The following is a 12,274-nucleotide window of genomic DNA, read 5'->3' as shown; positions in this document are numbered from 1 at the left end:
AGAATTGATTGATCGCGCATCGGTTGTATCGCGTTGCATCCCACTTATTTCACCCCTACCTCTTGACCGGAACGCTTTGTCTGTTCATGTCGAGACACGACTTTCCGGCGCATTGCGCCCGTTTCGCCGGCACCCAACCGCGCGGCACCCGGTACTCAGAGAAAAATGACGATGAATGTTGTAGTTGTGGAATCGCCTGCCAAAGCCAAGACGATCAACAAGTATCTCGGCCCCGGTTACACCGTGCTCGCCTCCTTTGGCCATGTGCGCGACCTGCCGGCCAAGGACGGCTCCGTTCGTCCGGACGAAGACTTCGAGATGACCTGGGAAGTGGACAGCGCTTCCGCCAAGCGTATGAAAGACATCGCCGATGCGGTGAAATCCTCCGACGGCCTCATTCTCGCGACCGACCCGGATCGCGAGGGTGAAGCGATCTCCTGGCACGTTCTCGACGTCTTGAAGAAGAAGCGCGTCCTCGGCGACAAGCCGGTGCAGCGCGTCGTCTTCAACGCCATCACCAAGTCGGCCGTGCTCGAAGCCATGCGCAACCCGCGCGATATCGACATCGCGCTGGTGGATGCCTATCTCGCCCGCCGTGCGCTCGACTATCTCGTGGGCTTCAACCTGTCGCCGGTGCTGTGGCGCAAGCTGCCGGGCGCACGCTCGGCCGGCCGCGTGCAGTCGGTGGCGCTGCGCCTCGTCTGCGATCGGGAATCCGAGATCGAACGTTTCGTCTCGGAAGAATACTGGAACCTCTCCGCCCTGCTGAAGACGCCGCGCGGCGACGAGTTCGAGGCCCGCCTCTCCTCGGCCGAGGGCAAGCGCCTCCAGGCTAAATCCATCAACAATGGCGAAGAGGCGAACCGCCTCAAGGCGCTGCTCGAAGGCGCGACCTACCGGGTCGAGAGCGTCGAAGCCAAGCCGATGAAGCGCAACCCTTCGCCGCCGTTTACGACCTCCACCCTGCAGCAGGCCGCCTCCTCGAAGCTCGGCTTCTCCGCGTCGCGCACCATGCAGGTCGCCCAGAAGCTCTATGAAGGCATCGATATCGGCGGCGAGACCGTCGGTCTCATTACCTATATGCGTACCGATGGCGTGCAGATGGCGCCCGAGGCGATCGATGCCGCGCGCCAGGCCGTGGCAGAGCAGTTCGGCGCGCGCTACGTGCCGGATAAGCCCCGCCTCTACTCCACCAAGGCGAAAAATGCGCAGGAAGCCCACGAGGCGATCCGCCCGACCTCCTTCGACCGCACGCCGGACCAGGTGAAGCGTTACCTCGATCCGGACCAGCTCCGGCTCTACGACCTCGTCTGGAAGCGCGGCATCGCCAGCCAGATGGCATCCGCCGAAATCGAGCGCACGACGGTCGAGATCGAAGCGGACAATGGCGGCCGCAAGGCGGGCCTGCGCGCCACCGGCTCCGTCATCCGCTTCGACGGCTTCATCGCGGCCTACACCGACCAGAAGGAAGACGGCGAGCAGTCGGACGACGGTGACGACGATGGCCGCCTGCCGGAGATCAACGCCCAAGAGGCGGTCGCCAAGCAGAAGGTGAACGCCACCCAGCACTTCACCGAACCGCCGCCGCGCTACTCCGAAGCCTCGCTCATCAAGAAGATGGAAGAGCTCGGCATCGGCCGCCCGTCCACCTATGCCGCGACACTCGCGACGCTGCGCGACCGCGAATATATCCTCATCGACAAGCGCAAGCTGATCCCGGAAACCAAGGGCCGCCTCGTCACGGCCTTCCTGGAAAGCTTCTTCACGCGTTATGTCGAATATGATTTCACCGCGGATCTCGAAGAAAAGCTCGACAAGATCTCGGCCGGCGAACTCGACTGGAAGCAGGTTCTTCGCGATTTCTGGAAGGACTTCTTCGCCCAGATCGAGGACACCAAGGAGCTGCGCGTCACCAACGTGCTCGATGCGCTGAACGAGGAACTGGCGCCGCTGGTCTTCCCGAAGCGCGAGGACGGCAGCGATCCGCGCATCTGCCAGGTCTGCGGCACGGGAAAACTCTCGCTGAAGCTCGGCAAGTTCGGCGCCTTCGTCGGCTGCTCGAACTATCCGGAATGCAATTTCACCCGCCAGCTTTCCGCCGACAACGGCTCTGATGCGGAGGCGAATGCCTCCAACGAGCCGCAGAGCCTCGGCAAGGACCCGCATACCGGCGAGGAGATCACGCTCCGCTCCGGCCGTTTCGGCCCCTATGTGCAGCGCGGCGACGGCAAGGAGGCCAAGCGGTCGAGCCTGCCCAAGGGCTGGACGCCGGCAAGCATCGACCACGAGAAGGCGCTCGCTTTGCTCTCGCTGCCGCGCGATATCGGCCAGCATCCGGAAACCGGCAAGATGATTTCCGCCGGCATCGGCCGCTATGGGCCGTTCCTTCTGCATGACGGCGGGTATGCCAATCTCGAAACCGTCGAGGATGTGTTCTCCGTTGGCCTCAACCGCGCCGTCACCGTCATCGCCGACAAGGCGTCGAAGGGTCCGGGCGGTCGCGCGCGCGGCACGCCGGCGGCGCTGAAGACGCTCGGCGACCATCCGGATGGCGGTCCCATCACCGTGCGGGATGGCAAATACGGCCCCTATGTGAACTGGGGCAAGGTCAATGCCACCCTGCCGAAGGGCAAGGCGGCCGACAGCGTGACCATGGAAGAAGCGCTGGTGCTGATCGCCGAAAAGGCCGGCAAGGCCAAGGCGACGAAGGCAGCGAAATCCGACGACGCCAAGGCGGCAAAGCCGAAGGCGAAGGCGAAACCCAAAACCGCAGCCAGCAAGACCGCAGCCAAGGCGAAGAAGGCCTGACGACATGACGAGGGAACCACGCAGCCGGGCAGGACAATCCAAGCGGCCCGGCCGCGCGGGTCGTGACGTGCCGCCGACGGACAATATCCCGATCATCCACGGCGTCCTGCCGCCGCGCGACGTGCTGCTGCGCTTCATCGCGGAGAACCCCGAACAGGCCTCCAAGCGCGAGATCGCCAAGGCCTTTGGGCTGAAGGGCGAAACGCGCGTCGAGCTGAAGGCGCTGCTCAAATCCTTCGAGGAAGACGGGCTCCTGGAAAAGCGCCGCAAGTCGCTCGTGCGCCCCGGCGCGCTGCCGCCTGTCGCCGTGCTCGACATCACCACGCGCGACGTGGACGGCGAGTTGATCGGCCGCCCCGCGGAATGGCTGGACGATGCGGGCGTGGCGCCTGCCGTGGCAATCCGTCAGTCCACCGTCGGCAGCAAGGGCAAGGCGCCCGTCGCCGGCCTCGGCGACCGCGTGCTCGCCAAGATCTTCCCGGCGAAGGAACGCGGCGGGCCGGCCTATACGGCGCGCATCATCAAGGTGCTCGACAAGCGCAAGAATTCCGGCATGGGCGTCTTCCGCGCCGCGCAAGCGGGCGGCGGCGGGCGCATCATGCCGATCGATCGACGCGGCGAGGAAATGGAAGTCGACGCCGAGTTCACGGCGGGCGCCAAGGACGGCAACCTCGTGGAGATCGATGTCGTGCGCATGGGCCGCTTCGGCCTGCCGAAGGCGCAGATCAAGAGCGTCGTCGGCTCGGTCGCCTCGGAAAAGGCGATCTCGATGATCGCCATCCACGCCCACGGCATTCCGCATGTGTTCCCCGATGCCGTGATCCGCGAGGCGGAGGCCGCCGGTGCGGCCACCATGTCGCATCGCGAGGACTGGCGCAGCCTCCCCCTCATCACCATCGACCCGCATGACGCCAAGGACCATGACGACGCGGTCTATGCCGAGCCGGACACGTCTCCTGACAATCCGGGCGGCGTGGTCGTCACCGTCGCCATCGCCGATGTCAGCTATTATGTGCGACCGAAATCCGCGCTGGACCGTGAAGCGCAGAAGCGCGGCAACTCGGTCTATTTCCCGGATCGCGTCGTGCCGATGCTGCCGGAGCGCATCTCCAACGATCTCTGCTCGCTGAAGGAAGGCGTCGACCGCCCCGCGCTTGCCGTGCGCATGGTCTTTTCGCATGAAGGCCGCAAGGCGAGCCACACCTTCCACCGCATCATGATGAAGAGTGCGGCGAAGCTCTCCTACCAGCAGGCGCAGGCCGCCATCGATGGCGCGCCGGACGACAAAACCGGACCGATCCTCGACACAATCCTGAAGCCGCTCTGGGAAGCCTACCGCATCATGACGGTCGGCCGGAACCGCCGCCAGCCGCTCGAACTCGACATGCCGGAACGCAAGATCCTGCTGAAGCCGGATGGCACGGTGGACCGGGTCCATGTGCCGCCGCGGCTCGATGCGCACAAGCTCATCGAAGAGATGATGATCCAGGCGAACGTCGCGGCCGCCGAGACGCTGGAGAAGAAGAAGCAGGTCCTGATCTACCGCGTGCACGATGCGCCCTCGCTTGCCAAGCAGGAGGTCCTGCGCGAATTCCTGCAGACGCTCGACATCTCGCTCGTCAAGGGCGGCAGCATGCGCTCCAACCATTTCAACGGCGTGCTTGCCAAGGCCCAGGACAAGCCGTTCCAGCAGATGGTCAACGAGATGGTGCTGCGCTCGCAGAGCCAAGCGATCTACAGCCCGGAGAATATCGGCCATTTCGGTCTGAACCTGATGAAATACGCTCACTTCACCTCGCCGATCCGCCGCTATGCGGACCTGATCGTGCACCGGGCGCTGGTAGGCTCGCTCGGGCTTGGTGAAGGCGGCATCACGCCGGACGAGGAAGCGGTGCTCGACGACATCGCGGCGGAAATCTCGACCTTCGAGCGGCGCGCCATGGCGGCCGAGCGCGACACGGTCGACCGGCTGATCGCGCATCACCTTGCCGGCCGTATCGGCGAGGAATTCGACGGCCGCGTCTCGGGCGTCACCAAGGCGGGACTATTTGTCACCCTGCCGGAGTATGGCGCCGACGGCTTCGTGCCTATATCTTTGCTGGGACGCGATTACTTTATCTATGACGAGGCCCACCAGGCGCTTTCCGGCGAAAAAACCGGGCTCGGCTACCGCCTCGGGGATATGGTGCGCGTGAGGCTCGCGGAAGCGGTGCCGCTCGCCGGTTCGCTCCGGTTCGACATGTTGAGCGAGGGACGCAAGATGCCGACGGCAGTGCGCTCCTTCCACAAGTCGGGCCGGCGCAAGGGCAGCGAACCGCGGCGCCAGCCGGGCACCCGCCCTCCCCGCGGGAGACGCTAGGCCGGTCAAAAGTGCCGGCAGGAAGGACTAGACCATGCAGGCGAACGAGACCAGCAGCACGCTGCAATTCGGCGATACCGCGAGCATCGCACCGGCGGAGCGCCCGCTCGGCCGTGCCATCAAGCGCGGCATGCTGAACCGCTGCCCGGCCTGCGGCACCGGCCGCCTCTTCCGCTCGTTCCTGAAGCCGGTCGACAACTGTGCGGCCTGCGGCGAGGACTATACGCACCAGCGTGCCGACGACCTGCCGCCCTACCTCGTCATCACCATCGTCGGCCATATCGTCGTTGGCGGCTACATGATGACGGACCTCGTCTGGCCTCTCTCCACCTGGCAGCATCTCGCCATCTGGACACCAATCACCCTCATCCTGGCGCTTCTCATGATGCAGCCCATCAAGGGCGGCACGATCGGCCTGCAATGGGCGCTGAAGATGCACGGGTTCAACGACAAGCCCGTCGAGGCGGAGGCCGCTCCAGCCTATGGCGACCGGACGGCATGACATCTGTCCGGCCTGTCGATGCAGCCTCGATCCTGCTTCTCGACCGGTCGGGGGCCGGCGTGCGCGTGCTCGTCGGCCGACGCAGCAGCAAACATGTCTTCATGCCTGACGTCTACGTCTTCCCGGGCGGCCGGCGCGACGCCGGGGATCGCCTGGTCTCCATCGCCAACCCGCTGAACCCGCTTGCCAACGAGCGGCTCGCGCTGAAGGCCGGCACACGCTGTTCCAATTCGCGGCTGCGCGCGCTCGGCGTGGCGGCGGTGCGCGAACTCTACGAGGAGGCCGGCATTCCGGTCGGCGCACCGCTCGCCGAGCCTGCGGAAGGCGTGCTTCCCTTCCGGCCCGACCTCTCCCACCTGCGCTTCCTCGCCCGCGCCATCACGCCCGCCGGCATGGTGCGGCGCTTCGACACACGCTTCTTCACGCTCTTTGCCGACGAGGCGAACGTCGATCCGGCCGGCGCCAAGGCCAGCCATGAGCTGGAAGACCTGCGCTGGGTAGATATTTTTGACCACAAGGGCATCGACATGCCCGACATAACCGTATTGATCCTTGAAGAGCTGAAAAAAAGCATTCAGGAAGACAAGTCTCTGCCCTTCGGAAGGCCCGCGCCGCTGTTCTACGCCCAGCGCGGGCGTCACCTACGGGATATTCTTTGAGGATCGATCGCATATGACGCAGCCGCAATCCGGCACCTCCGGCCCGGTGGAGAGCATCCACTGGAGGTCTCTCATTGCAGCCGTCGCCGCCATTTCCGCAGTCGGCATCGCCATCGGCCTCGGCCTGCCGCTGCTCTCCATCATCATGGAAAAGCGCGGCATCTCGTCCACGATGATCGGCATCAACTCCGCCATGGCCGGCGTTGCCGCCATGGCCGCAGCTCCCTTCACCACCCGGCTTGCCCACGCCTGGGGCACGTCGACGACGATGCTGCTTGCCATCCTGCTTTCCGCCATCAGCGGCCTCGGCTTCTATTACATCGAGAATTTCTGGCTGTGGTTCCCGCTGCGCCTGGTCTTCCACGGCGCGATCACCACGCTCTTCATCCTCTCGGAATTCTGGATCAACGCCGCAGCCCCGCCCCGCCGGCGCGGCCTGGTGCTCGGCATCTACGCGACCGTGCTGTCGCTCGGCTTCGCCACCGGCCCCCTGCTCTTCTCCATCCTCGGCAGCGACGGCGTGCTGCCGTTTGCAGTCGGCGCGGCGATCATCCTGCTTGCGGCAATCCCCATCTACATCGCGCGTGCCGAAAGCCCGATCATCGACGAGAAGCCGGAACTGCATTTCATGCGCTACGTGCTGCTCGTGCCGACGGCGACGGCCGCGGTCTTCATTTTTGGCGCGGTGGAAGTGGGTGGTCTTTCGCTCTTTCCGATCTACGCCACCCGTGCCGGCTTCAGCGAGCCGCAGGCGGCCCTGCTGCTCACCGTCATGGGCATCGGCAACATGGCATTCCAGATCCCGCTCGGCATGCTCTCCGACCGCATGAAGGACCGCAGGAGCCTCTTGACGATCATGGCCGTCATCGGCCTCGTCGGTGCGCTCTCGCTGCCGCTGGTGTCGCAGAACTGGGTGCTGATGGCCGTGGTGCTGCTGGTGTGGGGCGGCTGCGTTGCTGGCCTTTACACGGTCGGCCTCAGCCATCTCGGCTCGCGCCTCGTCGGCGCGGACCTCGCGGCTGCCAATGCCGCCTTCATCTTCTGTTATGCGGTCGGCACGGTGGTGGGTCCGCAGGCGATCGGCGCGGCGATGGACGTCTCCGGCAATGACGGTTTTGCCTGGACGATCGTGTCCTTCTTCGGCTTTTACCTGGTACTTTCACTGGCCCGGATCGTTTTCCGACCGAAACGGGCTTGACTTTTCGGGCGCGATTTGTAGTTTCCGCCCAGATTTAAGCCGTGGAGCAGACTGGCTGTCCGCGGCTTCGTTTTTCATAAAGGCAGGACGACCATGGCCAAGGCTACCACCATCAAGATCAAGCTGCTGTCGACGGCCGACACCGGTTTCTTCTACGTAACGACGAAGAACAGCCGTACGATGACGGACAAGATGACCAAGACGAAGTACGATCCGGTCGTCAAGAAGCACGTCGAATTCAAGGAAACCAAGATCAAGTAATCTTGGCGACCCTTTTGGTTCACAAAGGCGCTGGGCGGAAACGTCCGGCGCCTTTCCTTTTGGGCCGGGTCGCTGCAAGCTAGTTGGAGATTCGCGAATCAAAAACGCCGCTCCCTTGACGGGAGCGGCGCTGAACGGGGGTCGGCCAGATACGACGACGGCACGAGGATTCCGTTTGTGTCGTAACCAGCCGACCGACCCCACGACCCAGGAGATGCGGCGGACCTAGCATCATGGGGTAACCGGTTGTGCGGGCTTGTTTGCCGCCCATGAGTTGAACATCGCGCGAAAAAGAAAAAAAATCAACGAATTCTTAACGCTCCCCTCGCCGCTCCTTGTCTCATAGTTAACCGCGGCGCCGACGCTTGTCTCATTGGGTTCCAGTTACGTTATGGATCACAACAACGGTGGGTCCACGTTACGTCAACCAGAGCGTGAAGCACACTCAACCCAGACAAAATACCGCCGAGCCACACGGTCAGATTGCAGAAAGCGCAACCCGTTGATAACACTGATCAAAAGCCAGTATTGGGATTTTAAGCTAATTCCCCGCGAGCGTGATCCACAAAGATCGGAAATCCGTATTTCTGCTGCGGCTAATACGTTGGGGGAACTGCCTGAAATTTAGAGCAAGCGCTCAGAGTGCAAACTGGCCTGTGGACAACCAATAGGCAGGCGCCGGCAAACCACCCGAATCAGGCAGCTGCGGCCACCACGCGGTTCCGTCCGGAACGTTTTGCCTCGTAGAGCGCGGTGTCGGCGCGCTTCAGCAATGTTTCCGGGCTGTCGCCCGAAGGCAGCGCGGAGGCAAGGCCGAGCGAGGCGGTGATCGGCAGGAAGACATCGGTGCCGGGAATGCGGAAGGGCTCGCGCTCAACGATCGTGCGAAGGCGCTCCGCCACGCCCGCCGCCATCTCGGCCGACGTATCGGGCATCACCAGAACGAACTCCTCACCGCCGTAGCGGCATGCAAGATCGGCGCCGCGCACCGCGGAGCGCACGCGGTTGGCGAATTCGCGCAGCACCGCGTCGCCGGCATCGTGGCCATAGGTATCGTTGACGAGCTTGAAGCGGTCGATATCGGTGATGCAGACCGAAAGCGGGCGGCCACGCGCCATGGCGCGGTCGATCAGCAGCTTCATGTGGTTGTCGAGGTAGCGGCGGTTGTGCAGGCCTGTGAGGCCGTCCGTCACGGCCAGCTCGATCGTCTGGCGGACGCTTGCGCGCAGACGATCATTGCAGCGCTTGCGGCGGATCTGGGTGAGGCTGCGGGCGATCAGCTCGTTCGGGTCGATCGGCCGCATCAGGTAATCCGTCACGCCGAGATCGAGCGCGCGCACGATCAGGTCGTCATGGCCCTGCTCGGCGATCAGCAGGAGCGGCAGGAAGCGCGTGCGTTCCAGCGAGCGCAGCTGCGAGCACAGGCGCAGCGGATCGTAGTCGTCGAAATTGGCGTTGACGATCACCAGCTCGTAGTTGCTCTCGGCCGCCTGGAAGAGGGCCGCCTGGGGATCGGACGTGCAGGTGACGTCGGCGATCGGTTTCAGCGCACGCGAAATTCGCTCCTGCGAGCTCGCGCGGCTATCGACGAGCAGCACGTCGCCCGCCTCGTCGCCCATGACGTTGTCCAGCCCCTCCTCCATGGAGATGGCGCGGGCGGTCGCCGCGCGCATGCGCAGCTCGTCCGTCAGCGTCTTCAGCCGCACCAGGCTCTTCACCCGCGACATGAGCTGGAGGTCGTTGACCGGCTTGGTCAGGAAATCGTCGGCGCCGGCCTTCAGGCCGCGCACGCGGTCCGACGGCTGGTCGAGCGCCGTCACCATGACGACCGGGATATGCGACGTGCGCGGATTGGCCTTCAGCCGCTCGCAGACCTCGAAACCGTCGATGCCGGGCATCATGATGTCGAGCAGGATGAGATCGACCTGGGTCCGCTCGCAGATCGACAGCGCTTCGTAACCATTGTCGGCCGTCAGCACGTCGAAATATTCCGCGAGAAGCCGCGCTTCGAGCAGCTTCACGTTGGCCGGAATGTCGTCGACGACGAGGATGCGTGCTGTCATGGCCCTGGTCTCTACCTCATGCGTCGCCGAGATAGGTCTTGATGGTTTCGATGAATTTCGGAACGGAGATGGGTTTCGAGACGTAAGCCTCGCAGCCACCCTGCCGGATGCGCTCCTCGTCGCCCTTCATCGCAAAGGCGGTGACGGCGATCACGGGGATGACATGGAGCTCGTCGTCCTCCTTCAGCCACTTGGTGACTTCGAGGCCCGAAACCTCCGGAAGCTGGATGTCCATCAGGATCAGGTCCGGGCGATATTTGCGCGCGAGATCAAGGGCTTCCATGCCATTCCTGGTCTGGATGGTGGTGTAGCCGGACGCCTCGATGAGGTCCCGGAAGAGCTTCATGTTCAGCTCGTTGTCCTCGACAATCATCACTTGCTTGGGCATTGTGCGTCCCTGTTCCTCTCACCGGCCTTGCAACCCTCCGGAAGATCGATAAGTTGCGGCAAAGCCGAAATCACCCAGCCTGACCGCAGCCACGTTAGCGGCACTTGGTTGATTAAAAGGTAAATTTCCCGAGGGAAAACGATGAAAAGCCAAAAAGATACACCCGCGACGGCGGAGGCGGAAGCAACCGCTGTCGCCATCCTCGGCTGGATCGCCGGCGAGCCGGAATTGCTCTCGCGTTTCCTCGCGCTGACCGGCGTCGCGCCCGCGGAAGTGCGCAACGCCATCAACGATCCCGGCTTTCTCGCCGGCCTCGTCGACTTCCTGATGGGACACGAGCCGACGCTGCTCGACTTCAGCGCGGCGACGGGCATCACGCCGGAGACGGTCGTGCGCGCCCACGCGATCCTCTCTGGACCATATGGCGACACCGATTTCTGAGGGAATAAACCGGGTGTGCGACACCGCGCGTCCAGCCTGTGCGTCGTCATGCTTTCAGCCCCGGTTCCTCTTGAGACTCTTTAACTTAAGCATTAATGTCGCGATGTTCAATATTTGTTCCATTCATGAGCACCGCCACACAGCTTTTTCCGGGCTTCTGTCGTGACTGCCTTTCCGGGCAGCCGGCCGATCTGCGTCGTTGCCGCGCCTGCGGCAGCCCCCGTCTCGTCTATCATGACGAACTTTACGACCTGACGCTCGCCCATATCGACTGCGACGCCTTCTATGCCTCGATCGAGAAACGCGACAATCCGGAGCTTGCCGACAAGCCGGTGATCATCGGCGGCGGCAAACGCGGCGTGGTCTCCACGGCCTGCTACGTCGCGCGCATCCACGGCGTGCGCTCGGCCATGCCGATGTTCAAGGCGCTGGAAGCCTGCCCGAACGCCGTCGTCATCAGCCCGAACATGGAGAAATATGTGCGGGTCGGCCGCGAGGTGCGCACCATGATGCAGGAGCTGACGCCGCTCGTCCAGCCGCTCTCCATCGACGAGGCCTTCCTGGAATTGCGCGGCACGGAGCGCCTGCACCACGATCCGCCAGCCCGGGTGCTTGCGCGCTTTGCGGAGCGCGTCGAGAAGGAGATCGGCATCACCATCTCGATCGGCCTCTCCTACTGCAAGTTCCTCGCCAAGGTCGCCTCGGACATGCGCAAGCCGCGCGGCTTTTCCGTCATCGGCGAAGCGGAGGCGCTCGACTTCCTGCGGGACAAATCCGTGCGCCTGATCTGGGGCGTCGGCAAGGCCTTTGCCGAGACGCTGGAGCGCGATGGCATCCGCACCGTCGGCCAGCTTCAGACCATGGAGGAAACCGACCTGATGCGCCGCTATGGCGTCATGGGCAAGCGCCTCTTCAACCTTTCGCGCGGACAGGACGACCGCGAGGTTCATCCGAACGACGCTGCCAAGAGCGTTTCGGCCGAAACCACCTTCTTCGACGATATTGCGGGTTATGACGAGCTGGTCACGCATCTGCGCCGCCTGAGCGAGAAGGTCGCCTCGCGGCTTCGGAAATCCGGCATTGCCGGCTATACGGTCGTGCTCAAATTGAAGACCGCCGACTTCAAGGGCCGCACGCGCAACCGCAAACTCGAAGACCCGACCATGCTCGCCGACCGGATTTTCCGCACGGGGCTCGACTTGCTGCGCAAGGAGGTGGACGGCACGAAGTACCGGCTGATCGGCATCGGCGTCACGGAGCTTGCCGATCCCGGACGCGCCGACCCGCCGGACCTCGTCGATCCCGCCGCCAGCCGCCGTGCTGCGGCGGAAGCCGCGATGAACACGTTGCGCGACAAGTTCGGCAAGGCGAGCGTTGAAACCGGCTATACGTTCGGCAAATCCGGCCCCGAACGCTTTCACGAAAAGTTGACCTTCAAATCCGCCGGGAAAACTGACACCCCCACCGAATAAATCCCGAAGAACCAGCGTTCTGCATTGCATCGGGTTGGCACAGATCGGGGGATCGCCAGCTGCATCAAGCCTTCTTTAAACTGGATGCACTAAGCTCCCCTTCGGTTTGTATTGCGTACGGAT

The 12,274-nt window shown here is 63.7% G+C and carries 10 protein-coding genes; 8 read left to right on the top strand and 2 right to left on the bottom strand.

The genetic code is table 11. The annotated features are described in order from the left end of the window. The first annotated feature begins 171 nt into the window (after positions 1-171). The 6 genes from topA (at position 172) to rpmG (ending at position 7,787) form a co-directional block, all read left to right on the top strand. Positions 172-2,808 carry a type I DNA topoisomerase gene (topA, locus tag J2Y63_RS05995; RefSeq protein ID WP_435265336.1) on the top strand — a complete coding sequence of 879 codons (2,637 nt, stop codon included), beginning with the start codon at positions 172-174 and terminating at the stop codon, positions 2,806-2,808. Between the two features lie 4 nt (positions 2,809-2,812). Continuing rightward, entirely contained in the window at positions 2,813-5,167 is a 2,355-nt protein-coding gene (gene rnr / locus J2Y63_RS05990) for a ribonuclease R (RefSeq protein WP_435265335.1), read from the top strand. 34 nt (positions 5,168-5,201) lie between these two features. Further along, positions 5,202-5,669 (top strand): DUF983 domain-containing protein, encoded by a 468-nt coding sequence (locus J2Y63_RS05985; protein WP_435265334.1) that lies wholly within the window; start codon positions 5,202-5,204, stop codon positions 5,667-5,669. Beyond that, on the top strand, positions 5,666-6,328 hold the full coding sequence (locus J2Y63_RS05980) for an NUDIX hydrolase (RefSeq protein ID WP_435265333.1): 663 nt from the start codon (positions 5,666-5,668) through the stop codon (positions 6,326-6,328). Before J2Y63_RS05985 ends, J2Y63_RS05980 begins: the two co-directional genes overlap by 4 nt. A 13-nt stretch (positions 6,329-6,341) precedes the next feature. Next, positions 6,342-7,526 (top strand): MFS transporter, encoded by a 1,185-nt coding sequence (locus J2Y63_RS05975; RefSeq protein ID WP_435265332.1) that lies wholly within the window; start codon positions 6,342-6,344, stop codon positions 7,524-7,526. 93 nt (positions 7,527-7,619) lie between these two features. Continuing rightward, complete coding sequence (rpmG, locus tag J2Y63_RS05970) at positions 7,620-7,787, top strand: 50S ribosomal protein L33 (RefSeq protein WP_023512792.1); 168 nt, start codon at positions 7,620-7,622, stop codon at positions 7,785-7,787. A 695-nt stretch (positions 7,788-8,482) separates the two neighbouring features. Here the strand turns inward: rpmG and J2Y63_RS05965 are convergent. Both J2Y63_RS05965 and J2Y63_RS05960 read right to left on the bottom strand, forming a co-directional pair. Then, positions 8,483-9,850 carry a PleD family two-component system response regulator gene (locus J2Y63_RS05965; RefSeq protein WP_435265331.1) on the bottom strand — a complete coding sequence of 456 codons (1,368 nt, stop codon included), beginning with the start codon at positions 9,848-9,850 and terminating at the stop codon, positions 8,483-8,485. A gap of 16 nt (positions 9,851-9,866) precedes the next feature. Next, positions 9,867-10,238 carry a response regulator gene (locus tag J2Y63_RS05960; protein ID WP_010065708.1) on the bottom strand — a complete coding sequence of 124 codons (372 nt, stop codon included), beginning with the start codon at positions 10,236-10,238 and terminating at the stop codon, positions 9,867-9,869. Positions 10,239-10,379: 141 nt separating this feature from the next. Here J2Y63_RS05960 and J2Y63_RS05955 point away from each other — a divergent pair, with 141 nt between their 5' ends. After that, positions 10,380-10,679, top strand: coding sequence for a DUF3572 domain-containing protein (locus J2Y63_RS05955; RefSeq protein WP_435265330.1), 300 nt, complete (start codon positions 10,380-10,382; stop codon positions 10,677-10,679). 125 nt (positions 10,680-10,804) lie between these two features. Next, positions 10,805-12,151, top strand: coding sequence for a DNA polymerase IV (locus J2Y63_RS05950; RefSeq protein ID WP_435265329.1), 1,347 nt, complete (start codon positions 10,805-10,807; stop codon positions 12,149-12,151). Positions 12,152-12,274 lie beyond the last annotated feature (123 nt).

Source organism: Shinella sp. BE166 (genome assembly GCF_051201095.1).
GTDB lineage: Bacteria > Pseudomonadota > Alphaproteobacteria > Rhizobiales > Rhizobiaceae > Shinella > Shinella lacus.
This window is presented reverse-complemented; position numbering and strand designations above follow the sequence as displayed.

Coding starts and splice junctions, on each gene's coding strand:
- topA (WP_435265336.1), top strand. CDS start 172: ATGAATGTTGTAGTTGTGGAATCGCCTGCCAAAGCCAAGACGATCAAC.
- rnr (WP_435265335.1), top strand. CDS start 2,813: ATGACGAGGGAACCACGCAGCCGGGCAGGACAATCCAAGCGGCCCGGC.
- J2Y63_RS05985 (WP_435265334.1), top strand. CDS start 5,202: ATGCAGGCGAACGAGACCAGCAGCACGCTGCAATTCGGCGATACCGCG.
- J2Y63_RS05980 (WP_435265333.1), top strand. CDS start 5,666: ATGACATCTGTCCGGCCTGTCGATGCAGCCTCGATCCTGCTTCTCGAC.
- J2Y63_RS05975 (WP_435265332.1), top strand. CDS start 6,342: ATGACGCAGCCGCAATCCGGCACCTCCGGCCCGGTGGAGAGCATCCAC.
- rpmG (WP_023512792.1), top strand. CDS start 7,620: ATGGCCAAGGCTACCACCATCAAGATCAAGCTGCTGTCGACGGCCGAC.
- J2Y63_RS05965 (WP_435265331.1), bottom strand. CDS start 9,850: ATGACAGCACGCATCCTCGTCGTCGACGACATTCCGGCCAACGTGAAG.
- J2Y63_RS05960 (WP_010065708.1), bottom strand. CDS start 10,238: ATGCCCAAGCAAGTGATGATTGTCGAGGACAACGAGCTGAACATGAAG.
- J2Y63_RS05955 (WP_435265330.1), top strand. CDS start 10,380: ATGAAAAGCCAAAAAGATACACCCGCGACGGCGGAGGCGGAAGCAACC.
- J2Y63_RS05950 (WP_435265329.1), top strand. CDS start 10,805: ATGAGCACCGCCACACAGCTTTTTCCGGGCTTCTGTCGTGACTGCCTT.